The sequence below is a fragment of the Shewanella sp. GD03713 genome, from assembly GCF_029843705.1.
Classification (GTDB): Bacteria; Pseudomonadota; Gammaproteobacteria; order Enterobacterales; family Shewanellaceae; genus Shewanella.
The window spans coordinates 3,844,549-3,862,989 of the sequence record NZ_JAOCIW010000001.1 but is presented as its reverse complement, the minus strand read 5'-3'; the positions used below and the strand labels follow the sequence as shown (position 1 = coordinate 3,862,989).

At 49.5% G+C, this 18,441-nt stretch carries 12 protein-coding genes; 7 read left to right on the top strand and 5 right to left on the bottom strand.

The window, feature by feature from the left end; genetic code table 11:
- Positions 1–68 precede the first annotated feature (68 nt).
- The 4 genes from N5E87_RS16940 to srmB all read right to left on the bottom strand — a co-directional run bounded on the left by N5E87_RS16940 (position 69) and on the right by srmB (position 6,898).
- Complete coding sequence (locus N5E87_RS16940; RefSeq protein ID WP_279775858.1) at positions 69–773, bottom strand: TatD family nuclease-associated radical SAM protein; 705 nt, start codon at positions 771–773, stop codon at positions 69–71.
- 187 nt (positions 774–960) lie between these two features.
- Positions 961–4,164, bottom strand: a complete 3,204-nt coding sequence (locus tag N5E87_RS16935) for an efflux RND transporter permease subunit (protein ID WP_279775474.1) — start codon at positions 4,162–4,164, stop codon at positions 961–963.
- Complete coding sequence (locus N5E87_RS16930; RefSeq protein ID WP_037430327.1) at positions 4,164–5,381, bottom strand: efflux RND transporter periplasmic adaptor subunit; 1,218 nt, start codon at positions 5,379–5,381, stop codon at positions 4,164–4,166. Before N5E87_RS16930 ends, N5E87_RS16935 begins: the two co-directional genes overlap by 1 nt.
- A 254-nt stretch (positions 5,382–5,635) precedes the next feature.
- Positions 5,636–6,898, bottom strand: coding sequence for an ATP-dependent RNA helicase SrmB (gene srmB, locus N5E87_RS16925; RefSeq protein ID WP_109286512.1), 1,263 nt, complete (start codon positions 6,896–6,898; stop codon positions 5,636–5,638).
- A 400-nt stretch (positions 6,899–7,298) separates the two neighbouring features.
- Here srmB and N5E87_RS16920 point away from each other — a divergent pair, with 400 nt between their 5' ends.
- Complete coding sequence (locus tag N5E87_RS16920; RefSeq protein ID WP_279775473.1) at positions 7,299–10,667, top strand: MHYT domain-containing protein; 3,369 nt, start codon at positions 7,299–7,301, stop codon at positions 10,665–10,667.
- Between the two features lie 2 nt (positions 10,668–10,669).
- A complete protein-coding gene (locus N5E87_RS16915) occupies positions 10,670–11,665 on the top strand; it encodes a two-component system response regulator (protein WP_279775472.1) in 996 nt (331 codons plus the stop codon).
- 57 nt (positions 11,666–11,722) lie between these two features.
- On the opposite strand, the gene N5E87_RS16910 is transcribed toward N5E87_RS16915, so the two are convergent.
- Positions 11,723–12,448, bottom strand: coding sequence for a methyltransferase (locus N5E87_RS16910; protein WP_279775471.1), 726 nt, complete (start codon positions 12,446–12,448; stop codon positions 11,723–11,725).
- Positions 12,449–12,971: 523 nt separating this feature from the next.
- On the opposite strand from N5E87_RS16910, the gene brnQ reads away from it, so the two are divergent.
- From brnQ to N5E87_RS16885, 5 genes are all read left to right on the top strand, one after another.
- A complete protein-coding gene (gene brnQ / locus N5E87_RS16905) occupies positions 12,972–14,387 on the top strand; it encodes a branched-chain amino acid transport system II carrier protein (protein ID WP_176399838.1) in 1,416 nt (471 codons plus the stop codon).
- A gap of 82 nt (positions 14,388–14,469) precedes the next feature.
- On the top strand, positions 14,470–15,372 hold the full coding sequence (xerD, locus tag N5E87_RS16900) for a site-specific tyrosine recombinase XerD (protein ID WP_279775470.1): 903 nt from the start codon (positions 14,470–14,472) through the stop codon (positions 15,370–15,372).
- Positions 15,373–15,522: 150 nt separating this feature from the next.
- Entirely contained in the window at positions 15,523–16,248 is a 726-nt protein-coding gene (dsbC, locus tag N5E87_RS16895) for a bifunctional protein-disulfide isomerase/oxidoreductase DsbC (RefSeq protein ID WP_011718133.1), read from the top strand.
- A gap of 92 nt (positions 16,249–16,340) precedes the next feature.
- Positions 16,341–18,065 (top strand): single-stranded-DNA-specific exonuclease RecJ, encoded by a 1,725-nt coding sequence (gene recJ / locus N5E87_RS16890; protein WP_279775469.1) that lies wholly within the window; start codon positions 16,341–16,343, stop codon positions 18,063–18,065.
- 38 nt (positions 18,066–18,103) lie between these two features.
- Positions 18,104–18,433, top strand: coding sequence for a hypothetical protein (locus tag N5E87_RS16885; RefSeq protein WP_011718131.1), 330 nt, complete (start codon positions 18,104–18,106; stop codon positions 18,431–18,433).
- The last annotated feature ends 8 nt before the right edge of the window (positions 18,434–18,441 follow it).

The window sequence follows — 18,441 nt, the reverse complement described above, 5'->3', positions numbered from 1 at the left end:
TGGCAAGTTGCTCGGCGACTCTGTTATCCCGAGCAATGCATCAACCCCAAGGCGACTGAGCGAAACGGTTAGCCGAGTGCGCCTAACACTCTGTGCTTAAACTCGCAGCCCGAGGCGAGCACTTGTTCGCGGCAAAGATCGATGTCGACCCCTTCTAATCCCTCAATCGCCGAGACTTGTACCCGCTCGATATAGTGGGGGGCGAGGGCGATAAAGGCATTCACGGCGGCGTAGGAACCTGCCAGTTTTGGGCGGCAATGTTGGTTATAGGCGGCTTCATTGTCGGCGTTGAGGGAAATGGATAATCCATCTACACACTCCGCTAACTCAGGCAGAATGTTGCGTCTGTGAACTAGGTTGCCTAAGCCATCGGTATTGACCCGCACGCGGCCGCCACGGCGTTTGATTTCTTTGGCAACGGCCAGCAGGGTCGGCAGATTCATCGTCGGTTCACCGTACCCGCAGAACACATATTCCTCAAAGTCTTCCACTTTACCTAACAGCGGGATAATTTCCTCCGGCTTGGGCTGGTGGGTCAATGCCAATTGATACTCGTGAATTTGTTTACTGCCATTGTGTTTAGGACAGAAGGCACACCGCAGGGTGCAGCGACCCGTGATATTCAGATAACGACTCCTGCGAATATCATAGACTAAGGTTTCGCTGGCGCAGGTTTCATTGGTGCACACTTCCGCCGTGGTGTTGCCATTGGCTAAGGTTTCAGTGGCTTTAATGGGGGCGGGGTGGATTGGGGCAGAATGTGAGCTTGGCATCCGATCTGTTTTCATACTATCGACTTTATTGGCATCTTGGCGGTCACTTAGGTTGAGTGTAACGAATGCGATCCTTGATAACTGCCACCTAGATCGCACAACGCGCTTTACTCGTTAGGGGCGGTCAGAGATAAAAAAGAGAGCCTAGGCTCTCTTTTTATGGGTGACTATGGTGACGGAACGACCACTAATCCTGTTTATAGTCAGGTTCATTAAAGGCGTCTAAGGACACCTTGTGGCTCTCATTGGCATGTAAATGTCTCTCCTGCGATGTTTTTGGACGCCACCACCAATGGTAGAAGCGGCTTCCAACGCGTTTCGCATCATCGAGAATGATGTACAGCAAAGGCACCAAAATTAGGGTCACCACAGTCGAGAATAGGATACCGAAGGCAAGGGAAGTCGCCATAGGGATCACAATCTGCGCCTGTAGGCTGCGCTCAAGAATAATAGGCACAAGACCGACGAAGGTGGTCAATGAGGTCAAGATAATCGCCCTGAAACGATAACATCCTGAGTCCACCGCCGCTTGTCTGACCGATTGTCCTTGCTCCCGCGCACGGTTTACAAAGTCCACCAAGATCAAGGAGTCGTTTACCACTACCCCGGCGAGCGCGACGATACCACAGAGACTCAAGACGCTCATGGCAAGACCTTGGATCAAATGCCCAAACAACGCGCCGATAATCCCGAAGGGGATCACTGACATAATGATCAGTGGCTGGCTGTATGACTTAAGCGGCACCGCCATTAAGGCATAAATGGTAAACAGCGCAAAGAAGAAGCCCTGCATTAGACCGACCATAGCATTCTGTTCATCCAAACTGCCGCCATCGAGGGTGGTTTGGATTTTAGGATACTTGGCCTGTAACTGCGGCAGGAAATCCTTTTGTATTTCAGTAACAACCTTAGAAGGTTCCACCTTGTGTTTGTTGGCATTCGCAATAATGGTAATTGCCCGCTTGCCATCGACACGGGTGATTGAGGCGTAGGATTCGCCTTTTTCAACCTCGGCAACGGTAGAGAAAGGTACCGACTTGCCCTGCGGCGTGCGGATCAACATATTCTCGAGATAGCCAACGGTACGGCGCTGCTCCAAGGGGTAGCGCACCATGACCTTGATTTCTTCTTTATTACGCAAAATACGTTGTGCTTCATAACCATAGAAGCCATAACGGACTTGGCGAGCTAAATCAGACAAGGTTAAGCCAAGCGCTTCGGCCTCGGGGCGGATCTTTAAGCGGATCTCATGGCTGCCCGAAGAGAAGTTATCGGCAATATCATACACACCTTCGTAGGTGGCGAGCTTTTGCTTAAGCTCGCGGGCGGCTGCTGATAATTCTTCGAGATCGCTCGAGGTCAATCTAAAGGATATGTCACCACCGCCACCGCCGTTCCCGCTGGCGTTGAAGTCGAGCTTCTTCACCGACAGTAATTCTGGCAATTGTTCGCGCCATGCGGCGGCAATAGCCTCGCCATCCACTTCTCGGTCTTCGCCCTTGGTCAGTTCGGCAAAGATAAAGGCGGAGGTGCGCGAGCTCATGTTGATAAAGCTATGCTTCACCACTTCGCTACCGTTGTCCTTCTCCATTTTAGCGTTCATCTTGTACAGGGCTTCTTCAATATCCTGTACCACCTTGAGGGTGTTCTGCTCTGAGCTGCCTTCATCCATTTCTAGCTGTACTTGGATAAAGTCCGATGGAATGTCGGGGAAGAACACCCAGCGCACTTTGCCGCTGGCGACTAAGGCTATGGATAAAATCAATACTCCGATAAAGGCCGCGACGACGTTGTAGCGATGTTGGATACAGCGCTCGAGGAAGTTGCGGTAACTGTGGTGAATAAAGTGCTGAACACGATTGTTAAATTTGTCCTTGAAGCGACCAAAGAAACCCGTGGGTTCACCTGGTTTTCTGAACTTCATGTGGGCTAAGTGCGCTGGCAGGATAAATTTAGATTCCACCAGTGAAAATGCCAGACACATGATGACCACCATGCCGATGGATTTCCAAATAATCCCCATGGGGCCAGAAACCATCAACATAGGAATAAAGGCGGCGATAGTGGTTAATACCCCGAAGGTGGCGGGCATGGCCACTTTTTGCGCCCCGCGGATCACGTTATCAATCGAGTGTCCGTGCCGCTCGACCTCACTGTAGGCGCTTTCACCTATCACAATCGCATCGTCGACCACTATCCCCAAGACGAGAATAAAGGCGAACAATGTCAGCATGTTGATGGTCATGGAGAAAGGTTCCAACGGCATGATGAGCATAGTGCCGAGGAAACACACGGGTAATCCCATCATCACCCAAAAGGCGAGTTTGAGATCGAGGAACAGAGCTAAGATCACAAACACTAACAGGGCGCCATAAAACATGTTCGACATCATCATGTTCAAACGGCCCTTGAGGTAGTGGGTTAAATCTCCCCAAGTGTCTAATTTTGCATTGGCTGGCAGAGTGGCTCGGCGTTTCTCTACGTAGTCTTTGACCTGTTGAGCGATGTCGAGGGCGTTTTGATCGTTAACGCTGGTCACTTCAATAATGGCCGCAGGTTTGCCGTTGAAGCGGGTGTACTCTAAACGCTCTTCAAAATCGTCCTTAATGGTTGCCACCTGAGGCAACATCACTCGGCTACCATCGGCGCGGGTGGTGACGACAATATTGGCAAAATCATCGCCGGTATAGGCTTGGCCTTTAGTACGCAGCAGAATGTCGCCATCTTCGGCGCGGATCGAACCGCCCGGCAAGTCGATAGAAGAGTTTTGCACCGCCAAGGCGACTTGCGAGAAGGTTAAGCCGTATTCCCGCAGCTTATCTTCAGAGACTTCGATACCGATTTCATAGTCGCGCACGCCCGTGACTTTCGCACGGGTGACGGCGGGAAGTTGGGTCAAATCATCACGTACCGATTTGGCCAACTCCTTCATATCGTGCAGCGACATATCACCGTAGACTGACACCCAAATCACGTTGTTTTCGGGTTCGATTTTGTAGATTTGCGGTTTTTCGATGTTCACCGGAAAGGTGGAGATCGCGTCCAAACGTAACTTGGCTTCGTCGAGTACGGTTTGCACGTCGTAGTCATCTTCGACTTCGACCGTGATGGCGCCAACCCCTTCACTGGCAACCGAAGTGACTTTTTTAATCCCGTTGATGTCTTGAATGGCTTCTTCAATCTTGATGTTGATGCCTTCTTCGATTTCCTGCGGCGCAGCGCCGGGATAAGCAACGGTAATGCTCAATAAGTTAAGGTTAAAAGAGGGAAATACCTCTTTATTAATCAACACTGTGCTAAATAGACCGCCAATCAGCAGCGCCCACATTAACAGGTTGGCTGCCACGCTGTTGCGGGCAAACCAGGCTAAGATCCCTTTTTGAGTATCCATTAGTTCACCCCAGCGGCCGCAAGACTCGACTCAGGAGCATCTTCCTTAGGTGTGGGGGTCTGCACTGGCTTGGCATCTTCACCTATGATTTTGACCAACTGGCCATTCGCCATATTGCTAAAGTGAGTGATGGCAACGCGTTCACCGGTTTTTAAGCTGTCCTTGATGAACACATTTTCAAGATCGCTACGTACGACATTCACATGGCGCATCTCGACAATATTTTGCTCGTTAATCAAGGCCACATGCTCATTACGCACCACGTGGCGAGGCAGTTTAACTATGCCATCGACGGTGCGGCCCTTAATCACGGCATTCACAAAGCTGCCGTATTTCAGCGGTAAACTGCCTTGGGTTTTATGCTCACGTAGGTAAGGGTCTTTAATCTCGGCGACGAGGTAAACCATGCGGTTATCGGCATCAATCACGCCTTCGCTACGAATAATATTACCCATCCAAGTGTTTTCCTTACCCGCCAAAGAGGCGCTTAAGGTGACTTGGGTATCGGGGTGATCGACGGATTCTAAATAGGCTAAATCATCGTTAGAGATAGGTAGACGAATTTCGGCAATGCTAGTGTCGTACAGTTCACCCAAGTTAGTGCCTAATGTCACGTACTGACCTAAATCAACATTTCTGGCCTTGATAATGCCATCAAAGGGCGCGCGGATAACAGTGCGCTCTAAGTTACGCTGGGCGCGTGCCAGTGCGGCCTGGGCATATTTAACGTTGGCTTGCTCTTTTTTCAGCTGTGGGATACGTAATCCCAGCTCTGGCGGTAAGCCTTTGTCGTAGCCCTTAAATTCGATTTTAGCGACTTCGCCACGGGCGATTTCTTCATTGAGCGCCGCGGTTGCCTGAGCCAAGGTGGCTTCTGCTTGCATTAAATCGGCTTCGTAATCCGAAGGTTCGATTTGGGCTAATTGGTCGCCTTTCTTCACTATGCCACCAGCCACAAATTGCGGCGAAATGCTCAGCATCCGCCCTTGGACTTCGGTCACCAGTTGCGTCTTATATTTAGGGGTAACCACGCCGTAGGAAGGAAGATTAAGCGATACCGTTTGCTGCTCAACCTGAGTGACATCGACGATAGGTACTGGCATTTCTTCAGGTTTTTGTTCGGGGGCTTCCTTAGTTGACATCAGTGCAATCGCACCAACAACAAATAACAGCAGTATAAACAGAGGAGATAATCTCCTGAGTAAAGTTTTCATCATATGATTGTTACATCCGTGCTAAATCGCTTAATGCGCCTAAAGTATCAGAGTCGAGCGGCGCAATAAATTTATTTTTGTAAATAAAATGTGTCTAAAGGTGATGGCGCGTTTTTACGGTACGCCACCTCTTTTTTGGCCGCCGATAAGCATACGGAAGATAAGAGTGTTTGGGTCACTGCGTTTGCATTTGTTATAGCGATTTTTTGCGGCCGGCGAGCATAAAAAAAGCCGCATTATGCGGCTTTTAGGAGGATTTAAGCTTGCTTCTTGCGGGCAATTTTAGTGGCCTTTTTCGCTGCCTCTTTCTTGCTGGTTCGCTTGGCCGCTTCTTTGGCTTTCACCTTCGCTTTTTTCTTGGTCGGTACACGCGCCTCTTTGTGCTTAGGACGCAGTTCCTCAATGATACGGCGCTTAAGCGGCTGCTCGATATAACGCTCAATCTTACCGACAATGCGCATATCGTGGGCTTCGGCTAATGAAATCGCCGTTCCTTTCGCACCCGCGCGGCCAGTGCGACCAATGCGGTGGATGTAACTATCGGCAGAACGTGGCATGTCGAAGTTAATCACATGGGTGATATCATCGATATCGATACCACGAGCGGCCACATCGGTCGCCAGTAACACATTCACTTCGCCTTTGGTAAAGCGGCTTAAAGCTTGGAAGCGTTTCTTCTGCTCCATATCGCCACGCATAAAGGCGCAGGGAATACCGGCTTTCAGCAGTTGGCCTTCGAGGCTAGAAACCACATCGCGAGTCTTTACGAATACGATGGCGCGTTTAACTTCTTCCTGTTTGAGCAGATGGCACAGCAGGGCAATCTTATGTTCTTTATCATCGGCAAGGTGGATCCATTGGTGGATCTTGGCTTTTTCTTTGCGCGGTGCGTCGACATCGATTTCGATAGGATCGTTAAGCACTTCGCGGGCAAAACGGATAACGCCACTGCCTTCGAGGGTGGCCGAAAACAGCATATTTTGCTTACGACCTTGGGCTTCCATGGCAATGGCCTTCACCACGGCGGAGAAACCCATATCGAGCATGCGGTCGGCTTCGTCGATGATCAATATGTCGACCGATTCTGCGCTGAATTTGCCTCTATCTAAATATTCCATCAGACGACCAGGAGTCGCGACCAGAATATCGATATTGTCTTTTAGGGCTTCTTCCTGCGGACCATAGGGCACACCACCAGTGATGATGGCGATATTCAGCCCTTGGCCTGTGGCTAAGTGGCAGGCATAACGGTGAATTTGGCTGGCTAACTCACGGGTTGGCGTCAGGATCAAAATTCGCGCATGGCCAGAATAGCGACGGGGAAAGTCGATTAAGTGTTGTAACGCAGGCAATAAGAAACTGGCGGTTTTACCTGTACCCGTCGGGGCGCGCGCCAAAATATCCCGCTGCTCGAGGGCATGTGGCAGGGTTTCTTGCTGGATGGTGGTGGGCGACAGGTGCCCCATGGCTTTAAGTGACTCTAATAAGCTAGGGTCAAGCTGAAAATCTTCAAATTGCATGCGCGGCGTCTCGACGAATAATAGCCAAGCATTATAAAGGTTATAACCGTTAACTTAAATAATTTAATCGGGAGAGGGTTTACTTTTCCGTGCTTTGGCCGATGCAGTGCGGGTCTACTCACTTCAAGGCTAGTTGGTGGCGGCTGTTGGGAGTGGATTTTACCGTACTCTATTGCATTTGAAGGCAGACATTTTGCAAAAGATGTATAAGATAAAGAGAACATTGTAAAAAATTGGCTGTTGTTGAGAGAGTTCGAAGGATTGATGGGATGTTAGCTGGAGTCTTAACAATAAATTGTGCCTATGGTTGATGAGTGCATCCCATAGTACCCAAGCGTTAGCCCTGCTTGGATTGGCGTATTCGAATGTTGGTTACGATTAGGTTTTACGTTTCTAAAACATGGGCTTGGAACATATGGCTTTTGATTGGTTATCGCAGTTTTTTATTTCTTCCCAAGACAGCCTATTGCTGAATGTCTATTACAATCCCCTGCTGGTCACTATTTCCATTCTGATTGCGATTTTTGCCGCTTTTATGGCCTTTCAGGTCACCTCCCAAGCGGTGCAGAGTCAATCGAGAGCGCGGCAACAGATCATGTTACTGACGGGGAGCGTCGTCCTCGGCGGTGGCGTCTGGTCGATGCATTTTATCGGAATGTTGGCCTTCGATTTATGTTCGCCCGTGACCTATAACTTTGGGCTCACGGTACTATCCCTTTTGCCTAGTATTGGTGCCTCATGGGTGGCGCTGAATTTGCTCTCTAAGCCGAGTTTTCAACTTTCCCAAGTGCTGATTAGCGGCATCTTAGTGGGCGCTGGGATTGGCACTATGCACTATGTGGGGATGGCGGCCATGGAGATGGCACCATTACTGCGTTATGACCCATGGATTTTTGCGCTGTCTATCGTAGTCGCCGTGCTACTCGCCATTATTGCGCTGTGGGTGCGCACTGGGCTGAATCAGCTTATTTCCTCCAACATGAATAGCATTAGCTGTAATTTTATCGCCAGTATCGTGATGGGACTGGCGATTTCGGGCATGCATTACACTGGCATGGCGGCGGCGCGATTCGTTAAACCAGAAGGTTTGGAGCTGAGCGAGCAGACCTCGGAAATCTCATTCTATCTCGCGCTCGGCGTTTCGGTGATCACTGTTATCATCATCTGCTTAGTGCTGATCGTGAACGTGATTTTTAAATATAAAGACCTGTCTTTGCTCGCAAAATCCAACGAAGACCGTATGCGCGCCATGATGAATACTGCAGTCGATGGGATTATTACGATCGATGGGCAAGGCATCATAGTGAATGTGAACAAAGCGGTGACCACTATTTTAGGTTGGTCCCCCGGCGAGTTACTGGGCGCGAATGTGAAGAAAATTGTGCCCGACTCGATTCGGCCGAACCACGATGGTTATTTAGCCCAATACGTGAAAACCCGTGAGGCGCAGATTATTGGCACGGGGCGTGAGGTCGAGGCGCAGCATAAGGCGGGCCATTTAGTGCCAGTGCGCCTGAGTATTGGCCATGTGATGCAGGGCAAAGCCCATTACTTTGTCGGCTTTATTTCCGATCTCAGCCAACGTAATGAGATGGAACAAGAGCTTAAAAACAATGAGGCCAAGTTTCGCTCGCTGATCACTAATATTCCAGGCATTGCCTATCGCTGTAAAAGCACTGAGGGCTGGCCCATGGTGTTTATCAGCGACGCGGTGCAAAACATCACTGGCTATCCCGCTGAGGATTTCGAGCTTCCCCATCCGAAACGTTTCTTCTCGGATCTCTATCATCCGGACGATATTGAAACCATTTACGCCCAAGCGCAGCCGCCGACCTTTTCGATGGAATATCGCATTATCCGTGCAGATGGCGGGGTGCGTTGGTTGTTCGAGCACGGCAATTATATCCTCGATGAAACCAGCAAAGAGGTGTGGATTGACGGCTTCCTGATGGATATCACCGAGCGTAAGGAGATGGAGCAGGACTTAGTGACGGCGAAGAATAATGCCGAGCAGGCGGCTGCCGCCCGCGCGGCCTTCTTGGCAAACATGAGCCATGAGATCCGCACGCCAATGAATGCCATCATCGGCTTTAGCGATATTCTGTTGGAATCGGTGTTAGATGTTGAGCAGCAAAAGCAGCTCTCCACCATCAATCGCTCCGCCAAATCCTTGTTGCATCTACTCAACGATGTGCTCGACAGCGCCAAACTCGACAAGGGCAAACTCGAGTTAGAAAACCGCGTGTTTTGCTTAACCGATGAAATCGATACTGTGATTTCAACCCTGTGGTTGCAGGCGAAGAAGCAGCGTTTATCCCTCGAGGTCGATGTTGCGCCGACGATGGCGGCAAACTTTATCGGCTCTCCGGAGCGTATCCGCCAAGTGCTGATCAATTTGATTGGCAACGCGGTTAAATTTACCTGCGAGGGGACGGTGACGGTCAGAGTCTTTCCACAAGATACGACCCAAGATACGACCAAAATCACCTTCGAGATTATTGATACTGGAATTGGCATGTCGCCTGAGCAGCTTAATCGGGTATTTGAAGCGTTTGCCCAAGCCGATGCCTCCATGAGCCGCAAATACGGAGGCACTGGGCTTGGGACGACCATCAGTAAGCAGTTGGTCGAACTGATGGGCGGAGAGCTCACCGCCGAAAGTACTTTGGGCCAAGGCAGTACATTCCGCTTTACGATTCCCTTACAACCTAGCTCTGAGCCGCTATCGACCCAGCGCGCCGACAATGGCTCATTACCGCCACTGACGATGTTAGTGGTCGATGATATTCAACAGAATATCGATCTATTGTCCGTATGGTTAACCCGCCAAGGGCATAAAGTGATCACTGCCCGCGATGGCGAACAGGCGCTGCTGCGGATGCAAAAAGCCGACATCGATATCACCTTGATGGACCTGCAAATGCCGGTAATGGATGGATTAACGGCGGCGAAGATGCGCCGTGAGCAAGAGGCTGAATTCCAGTTACCCCATATGCCAATTATTGCCTTAACCGCGAGTGTGCTCGAGCAAGACAAGAGCGCCGCCGAACAGGCGGGTATGGATGGCTTTGCCAATAAACCCATCGATTTTGCGCTGCTAACGCGGGAAATTGCCAGAGTGTTGCAACTTAATCCGCCTCAAGCCGAGTTTGAATCTTTGCCGCCAGTGAGCACGTTATTAGTCGATGAAGCCAAGGGCGAGAAATTGTGGGGTTCTAAGCCCCTATTTATCAAAGAGTTGATGAAGTTTATTGCCCAATGGCCAGAGAAAAGCCAAGCGTTACAACAGGCAATGAATGAGCAAGATACGGCAACAATTAAACTCTTAAGCCATAGTTTGAAAGGAGTTAGCGGTAATCTGGGGCTGCTGCAATGGATGGCGCACTTTGGGCAGTTAGAGCAGTTGGCGCAAGCTGAGTTGCCCTCGCTTGAAGCCATGGAGACCATAGTTGCTCAGATTAGCGACTCCCTCGTCGAGATTGGGGATTATATCGAGGGCACAACAGTGCCTGCGGCAGCAGTATCCGCTGCCGTCTATGCAGGGACTGGCGATCCCGCACAATTGTTAACGCATATTGATGCCTTGCTGGCATCGATTGCGCACCATAGTTTTGAAGAGTCTGATCTTGAAGCGCTCACCGCTCGTATTGATGAGTCTCTACGTCTGAGAGTCGCCATTATTGCTGAGGCTCTAGACAACTTTGATTTTGATATTGCTCATAATGAATTGACCGAGTTACGGCGTTTTATCACCGCGAATAAGGAGTAGCAATGCAGTCTACATCTGAACATAAGAAAACCTTATTGTTGGTGGATGATGAGCCCGTTAACTTACGGGTGCTCAGGCAAGTTTTACATCAGGATTACCATCTTATCTTTGCCAAAAGTGGCGAAGAGGCCCTGCGCCTCGCGCAAACTGAGCTGCCATCGCTGATCCTACTCGACATCATGATGCCCAATATGACGGGGCTAGAAGTCTGTCAGTTATTGAAAAATATCCCTGAGACTCAGTCGATCCCAGTGATTTTTGTCACCGCCTTGAATGATGAACACGATGAAGCGGCAGGCTTTGCCGTGGGCGGAGTGGATTACATTGTGAAGCCGATTTCGGCCACCATAGTCAAAGCGCGGGTGAAAACCCATTTATCCTTAGTACAGGCCGATGAATTGCGCCGCACTCGCTTGCAAGTTATCCAACGTTTAGGTCGCGCCGCCGAATATAAAGATAATGAAACCGGCACCCATGTGCTGCGTATGAGCCATTATTCTAAAATTTTGGCCTTGGCCTACGGCCTGAGTGAGGCGCAGGCGGATGATTTATTGCACGCGGCGCCCATGCACGACATAGGTAAAATCGGTATTCCCGACAGCATTATGCTCAAACCTGGTAAGTTGACCGATGAAGAGTTCGCCATTATGAAAACTCACCCCCATATCGGTGCCGAAATTATCGGTGAGGCGGATTCCGAGCTGCTGCGACTAGCTAAATCCGTCGCGCTGACTCATCACGAGAAATGGAACGGCACAGGTTACCCTAATGGATTGAAAGGCGAAGCCATTCCATTAGAGGGGCGTATAGTCGCCCTCGCCGATGTGTTTGATGCGCTCACCAGCAAACGTCCCTATAAAGAGGCTTGGTCAGTTGATAAAACTATGAACTATATCCATGAGCAGAGCGGGGTGCATTTCGATCCTGAGTTAGTGCGGTTATTTACCGATAACTTAGACAAAGTGCTTGAGATTAAAAATAAATGGATAGATAGCTGATATTAGATCCGCGACAAAAGATAAGGCTCTTGATGCGAGCCTTATCACTCACACCAATTAAAGTTTTAGATAAAAATCTTTCGTTAGTTCAATCATTGGCTCGGTATAACGGCCATCTTCCCTACGTAGGGTGAGCTCTGTGTGTTGACAGGGTTCATCCTGACTTTGGGTTAACAGAGTCTTAGCCAACAGCAGTAACACGCGATTCGCGGCCTTATTCTCCACGCTTTTTACCCTCACTTCCTTTACGAGATGAAGTTGAGTCTGATGCAGGCAGGCCTTAAAGCGCGTCAGGCTTTGGATGGGCAGGATCAGGCTGGCTTGGCCCTCATGCGACAGGCACTGACTTATCGCCTCGAGTAAGGGCGTAAAGCCTAAGGTGTTAGTGTGGCGCGCCATCGCCCTGTGTTGCTCATTTGCCTTGGGGCCATGTTCGAAGTAGGGCGGGTTGCAGATGATATGGTCGAAATATCCTTGATACTCAGTTTGTTGGCAAACGTGTTGAATATCGCCATGGATGAGCTTACATCTATCTGCCCACGGACTTTGCGTCATATTGTATTGGCACGCCGCGGCGGCTTTTTCTTCCAACTCGACAGCGGTTATCTGCCCTTGGCTACGCTGCGCCGCCATTAAACTCAATAATCCACTTCCCGCACCAATATCGAGAATATGCTTGGCCCGCGACAGCGGAGCCCATGCGCCTAATATCACGCCGTCGGTGCTGACGGGCATGCCGCAATTAAGATCGTCAATGTGGAATTGTTTAAAGGTAAATGCCATTGGATATCAGACTATCGAGTGAATTAATGGGGGCGATTTATGATTGCCGCTATTTTAAAGGGCCGTTCGCGCTTTAGCTAAGATTTTTATGGTTAAGTGAAATAAGTCTATTCTTCCATTTAGATCTAGTTTTTGTGTTTTTTATGCTGTTTTGAGGCGAAGTTCACTTAATTAACGGTTTAATTTATTACCTCGGTAACGGATTGTTAGCAGTTAATTAGCATTGAGGTGGTTTTTTTCTTAAAAACAACCTTGATTATTGTATTGGTTTTTGAATTCTGTTATTGGTTTCGCCCCCATTTTTAATCAATTTTATGATTAACGGATAGGTGAACGGGTTTTTAGGTGAATAAATCGGCAGCGAAGCCAATTTTTAGTTCATTTATGTTTATAAACTCAGCAGATATCGCACATATTTACCACGGAATTGTGTAAACATAGATTTGCACTCCGAATGGGCTTTGTTTTAGCTATGGCTAATCGACACATAATCACTTAAGTTTATTAAAAACAATAAGACAAGATGGGGCTTTCCGTGCAAGACAATCAGATGAGTATCGGGGATACATTGGGCTTAGGTTTTATGACCTTCGCGTTTTTTTTGGGGGCGGGTAACTTAATTTTTCCACCCTTTGCGGGTATGTTGGCCGGGGAGAATATGCCCCTTGCCATGTTAGGCTTTCTCATCACTGCCGTAGGTTTACCTTTAGTCGGGCTCATTGCTGTTGCTAAGGCTCAAGGTAAGGTTATGGCAATGCTGCCAGTGTTTGCGGCAACCGCTTTGGCTATCGCAATTTATATCATTATTGGACCAGCGTTTGCGGCGCCGCGTACCGGTCTTGTGGCCTATGAAATCGGTGCTAAGCCCTTTATCGACAACACTACGGCGACCATTATGCTTGGCAGTTTGTCGCTTAATTTGTCGCAACTTATCTACACCCTGTGCTTCTTCACTGTGACTATGCTGCTGGCATTGTTCCCCGGTAAATTACTCGACAGCGTCGGTAAAGTATTAACTCCTATCCTGTTGTTATTACTGGTCGGTTTAGCCCTGTCTGTGGTGTTTTTACCCGCAGGCGATGTAGGCGTGGCCGTGGGTGACTACCAAAACCATCCGCTGACCAAAGGTATCCTCGAAGGCTATAACACCATGGATACCCTAGCGTCTTTGATGTTCGGTATGTTGATTATCGATCTGCTGCGTAAAAAGGGGATTGACCAGCCTAGCGCGCAGACTAAATACTTGATCCGCGCAGCCTTTATCGCGGCGGCAGGTTTGGCCTTTGTGTATGTGTCACTGTTCTTTTTAGGTGCGACGGCGGGTGATATTGCCGTGGGCGCGAAAAACGGTGGCGAGATTTTAACTAACTATGTGACTCGTGAGTTTGGCAGTTTAGGTACTGTATTGCTGTCTACCGTTGTGACACTAGCCTGTTTAACCACTGCGGTCGGTTTAGTGAGTGCCTGCTCAGAGTTTTTCAATGAGCTGATGCCAAAGCTGTCTTACCGTTTCTTAGTGGTTCTACTGAGCGCCATCTGTGCCTTGATCGCAAACGTTGGTCTGTCGCAGTTAATTACTATCAGTATTCCGGTGTTGATGGCGGTTTACCCTGTGGCGATTGCCTTAGTGGCGGTGACTTTCTTGACCGAATACTTCCCGCGTCCACAGTTTGCCCATCGCGCGGCACTGTCGGTAGCCTTGCTGTTTGGTATTTTCGATGGGATGAAAGTCGCGGCGAAAAGCCTCACTGGTGAAGACGGTAAAGGCGTGACGGAAGCGGCGCAGAGCTTTATCGATCTCGTCAGTGGTATGTCTCCAACGTTGTCTATCCTGCCACTGTATGAAGAGGGCATGGCGTGGTTATTACCAACGCTAGTGGTGATTGTGCTCTGTTTAATCATTCGTGGTAGCGGCGCGAAAACTGTCAGCGCGGCATAAACAAGGCGCTGCCAGAAGCAGAACAATTGAGTTAATATCAACGGCGTATCTTTAGAGTGCGCCGTTTTTTTATGGAGTTTTTGTGGCTAAAACCTATCAGTGCGATCCGCTTATCGATGCCTTTCTCGATGATCTTTGGTCCAGCAAGGGCTTAAGTGATAACACCTTGAGTGCCTACCGCACCGATTTACGCCATTTTGACCGCTATCAACAGGGCCAAGACCTGCGATTAATCGAGGTAGGGCAAGCCGATGTGCGTGCCTATTTAGCCTACCGCGTCGAGCAACAATTTGCCCGCACCAGTAGTGCACGTTTGCTGAGTAGTTTACGGCGTTTTTACACCTACTTACTGCAGACCAAACAGATTGCTGGCGATCCTATGGCGTTAATTGAGTCGCCTAAATTGAGTCGGCAGTTACCCGATTCCTTAAGTGAGTCACAGGTCGATAGATTACTGGCCGAGCCCAATGTGGATGACCCCGTCGAGTGCCGTGATAAAGCCATGCTCGAACTCTTATACGCCACTGGATTACGGGTGAGTGAGCTGGTGGGACTCACCATGGAGCAGATGAGTTTGCGCCAAGGTTTAGTGCGGATTGTGGGTAAGGGCGGTAAAGAGCGCTTAGTGCCCATGGGCGAGCTGGCCATTACCGAGGTCGAGCGTTACTTAAGCTTTGCACGGCATGAACTCTTGGGCAATATCCAGTCCGATGTGGTATTCCCTTCGAAGCGGGCACAGATGATGACAAGGCAAACCTTTTGGCATCGGATCAAGCTCTATGCGAGCCGTGCTGGCATCGAAACCGAGCTTTCGCCCCATACCCTGCGACATGCCTTTGCTACCCACTTACTTAACCATGGCGCCGACCTTAGGGTGGTGCAATTGCTCTTAGGTCACAGTGACTTATCGACCACTCAAATTTATACCCATGTGGCGCGAGCGAGATTACAAGAGTTGCATCAACAACATCATCCTCGAGGTTAAGTTAGATCCTTCACAAAACCGTGGATGGTCGAATTTAGTTACAGTATAAATTTGCATTCTATCTGGCTTGTCTGTAACTTTTTGCCCCCATACAAGGTCTAATAAGCAGACCCATATTTCGCAGTAGCGATTTACTTAATAGGAAGTCCCATGAAGTTGACCCGAGCATTATCTTTAGTTATCGCGCTTGTTGTTGCGCCTCTGGCCAGCGCCGCTACGGCGACCACTCCCGACACCGCTGCGATTAAGCAAAAACTCAGCGAGATGTTAGATGTTGAAGTGATTTCAATGCAGGACTCGCCGATTGAAGGTTTATACCAAGCCATGACCAATCGTGGTGTGCTCTATATTAGCCGTGATGGCACAAAACTGTTCCACGGTAACTTGTACGATCTCGATAAGGGGATGAAAAACCTGACGGAAGCCGCACTTGCTGGCCCGCGTCTGGAGATGATGAAGCCGCTTGAAGATCATATGTTGGTATACAAGGCCAAGGATGAAAAACACGTAGTGACGGTATTTACCGATGTAAGCTGTGGCTATTGCCGCAAATTGCATAGCCAAATGGCCGACTACAACAAGATGGGCATTACCGTGCGTTACTTAGCTTTCCCACGTGCTGGCGTACCATCTGCCAATGCCGATGAAATGCAAGCCATCTGGTGTGCTAAGGATCCATTAAAGGCCATGACAGAAGCCAAGGCGGGCCAAAAAGTGTCTGCCGCGACCTGTGATGCCAAAATTGCCGAGCAGTATGAGTTAGGTACCAGTTTTGGTGTTAACGGCACGCCTGCAATCGTATTGGAAGATGGCAGCATGATCCCTGGATATCAACCACCTGCGGATTTACTGCGTACCTTAGAAGCGCGTAAATAATCCCGTTTCGGATAAATTTATCCCATTAAAGGTGAGCTTAAGGCTCACCTTTTTGTTATCTTAGCCCCATGATTGCTTAAGAGTTTGCTCCCTTGATCCATAAGATAGTCCGTCGTCCAACCGTTGATGATAGCCATTTACCCGCTCACCTTCCGCCGTTATTAAGACAGCTTTACGCCCGCCGTGGTGTTATGCCCAACGAGTGCGAGCTAGTGCTTAAAGGCCTGTTAAGACCCGATACTATGACGGGCTTGGAGCAGGCCGCTAAGTTGATTGCCGATGCGATGCAGCAAGAGAAGTCGATACTGATCGTGGGCGATTTTGATGCCGACGGCGCCACCTCGACCAGCGTGTGTATCCTCGCGCTGCGAATGATGGGGGCGAGCAAGGTCGATTATCTGATCCCCAATCGTTTCGACTACGGTTATGGCCTAAGTCCTGAGATTGTCGCCGTGGCGGCATCCAAACAGGCAGAATTACTTATCACAGTAGATAATGGCATTTCCTCGATTGAGGGGGTAGCCGCCGCCAAAGCCTTTGGCATGCAGGTGGTGATCACCGACCATCACTTACCCGGCCATGAGTTACCGGCGGCCGATGCCATAGTGAATCCCAATCAGCCCGGTTGTCAGTTTGCCAGTAAATCCATTGCTGGCGTCGGGGTCGCCTTTTATCTGATGACGGCGCTTAGGGCAGAGCTGCGCGTTCGTCATTGGTATCAAGCCCGCGGTATTGCCGAGCCCAACCTCGGCACTCTGCTGGATATTGTTGCCCTTGGCACTGTGGCCGACGTGGTGTCGCTCGATGCCAACAATCGTATTCTGGTCGAGGCGGGATTGCAGCGGGTACGCAGTGGTCGATGCCGCGTAGGCATTACCGCCTTACTCGAAGTGGCCAAACGTAATCCTGCTCGCATTGTTGCCTCGGACTTTGGCTTTGCCGTAGGGCCTAGGCTCAATGCCGCCGGCAGACTGGATGAAATGGCGCTAGGCGTTGAAACCCTGCTGTGCGAAGACATCATGTATGCAAGGCGGATGGCGGCAGAGCTCGATAGCCTCAACCAAGAGCGACGTGAGCTTGAGGTCGGGATGCAGCAAGAGGCGCTGAAAAGTCTTGAATATCTAAAGCTTAATGAAGAGCAACTTCCGTGGGGTATTGCCCTCTTTCAAGAGGATTGGCACCAAGGGGTTATCGGTATTCTTGCCTCACGAATTAAAGATAAATACCACAGACCCGTTATCGCCTTTGCCGATGCGGGTAATGGTGAAATTAAAGGCTCGGCGCGCTCCATCAAAGGCTTGCATATGCGCGATTTGCTGGAGTTGGTTAACTCTCGCCATCCTGGGCTTATCAGCAAATTTGGCGGCCATGCGATGGCGGCGGGCTTAACTTTAAAGTCCGGTGGCTTCGCAACCTTTGCTAAAGCCTATGATGATGCGGTGCGTGAACTGTTAAAGCCTGAGCAGCTCACGGGTGAGCTTTGGTCCGATGGCGAATTAACGCCGACGGAACTTACCCTCGAAATCGCCCAGTTACTCCGTAATGCCGGACCTTGGGGTCAGTCCTTCGAGGAGCCATTATTCGATGGTTATTTTAAGATTATCCAGCAGCGGATTGTGGGGGAGCGTCACCTTAAATTAGTGCTTGAAACTCCATGCAGTACCCTGATGTTAGACGCTATTGCCTTTAATGTGGATTTACACACTTGGCCCGATGCGACGATTCAGCATGCGCGTATTGTCTATAAGCTGGATGTGAACGAATATCGCGGTAATTTCACCCTGCAGTTGATGGTCGAGCAAATCGAGCCAATGTAGTCAGTGATTGCGTGGAAGTAAGGTGAAAAGGAGTTCAGTTGAAGCCGTTATCGGATAAAAAAATTCGTCAGTTACTCAAGCGCTTTGCGTGGATATACGCGGCATGTTTGAGTATCCCCTTTCTGTCAGCGCTTTTGACGACCAAGGAACAGGGCCAAATGCTGATTATCGGCATTTGGCCTGCGGCTTCACTGCTTTATTTTTTGGCTTATCGTCATCTCGCCCATTTATTTAAATATGAAATCAATCGCCACTTGGCATTTACTAACCATGGCGGTGGCACTCTGGCGGGAGCCTTGTATTCATTAGCTAAATTAGTGTTATTTGCCATGGCTTTCATGCTATTGGTAAGCGTCAACAACAGCTAAATCGAGGC